Raw genomic sequence first — 1,177 nt, 5'->3', positions numbered from 1 at the left:
TCGCAAGCACCTGGAGACAGCGGTCAATACACTCCTCCAAACAGAACTTTCGGCTTTCCTGGACTACGAAAAATATGATCGCATCGGCTTCAATTCGGGTAACTCCCGCAACGGTTCTTACACGCGGACACTCCATACGGAGTACGGGGATTTGGAGCTTTCGATGCCGCGGGACCGGAATGGCGAATTCAACCAACAGACGGTCGCTCCATACAAGCGCTCGAACGATACGCTGGAGTCCTTCGTCATCCACATGTTCCAGAAAGGCGTCACAATGTCCGAAATCTCGGATCTAATCGAGAAGATGTACGGCCATCACTACACGCCGCAAACCATTTCCAATATGACCAAAGCGATGAGCGAACAGGTGGAGGCGTTCAAAGCCCGCCCGCTAGACGCCCGCTACGTGTGCGTCTATTTGGATGCGACCTATATTTCACTCAAACGCGATACTGTATCCAAGGAAGCCGTCTATATTGCGGTCGGCATCAGGGAGGACGGCTCAAAAGAAGTGCTGGCCTATACAGTAGCTCCTACAGAATCCGCATTCGTTTGGGAAGAAGTCCTATTGGACTTGAAAGAGCGTGGCGTCGAAGAGGTGCTTCTGTTTATCTCCGACGGCTTGAAAGGCATCACCGATCGCATTTTCGCGGTTTTTCCAGACGCCAAGTATCAAGCGTGCTGCGTCCATTTGTCACGCAGCATTGCCCATAAAGTCCGTGTTACCGATCGAAAGGAGATTCTCGATGACTTCAAATCGGTCTACCGGGCAGAGAACCAGGAACTGGGCGAAGAGGCGTTGAAAGCCTTTGTCGACAAATGGAAAACCGCTTATCCCAAAGTGACGAAATCACTGGAATCCAATCCCTTTATCTTCACCTTTTATGACTTCCCCAAATCCATTTGGCGAAGCATCTATTCAACGAATCTCATCGAGTCATTTAATAAGAAAGTGAAGAAATACAGCAAGCGCAAGGAGCAATTTCCGAACGAGGATTCCTTGGACCGCTTCCTGGTTTCCCAGTTTGAAATATATAACCAGAACTTCTCCACCCGCTGCCATATCGGATTCGATCTAGCTCGCGCAGAACTGGCTGAGATGTTCAAACAGGCTTAATCAATATACATACAAGAAAAGGATTTACTTATTTACACATAAATATTGACGGTCTCCATA

The 1,177-nt window shown here is 48.5% G+C and carries 1 protein-coding gene; it reads left to right on the top strand.

Translation table 11 applies throughout. The features are described 5' to 3' along the window. On the top strand, positions 1 to 1,117 hold a 1,117-nt coding region (locus CXF70_RS06635; RefSeq protein ID WP_101802016.1), incomplete at its 5' end, for an IS256 family transposase. Between the last annotated feature and the right edge of the window lie 60 nt (positions 1,118 to 1,177).

Source organism: Planomicrobium sp. MB-3u-38, assembly GCF_002836425.1.
GTDB classification, from domain to species: domain Bacteria; phylum Bacillota; class Bacilli; order Bacillales_A; family Planococcaceae; genus Planococcus; species Planococcus okeanokoites.
This window is presented reverse-complemented; position numbering and strand designations above follow the sequence as displayed.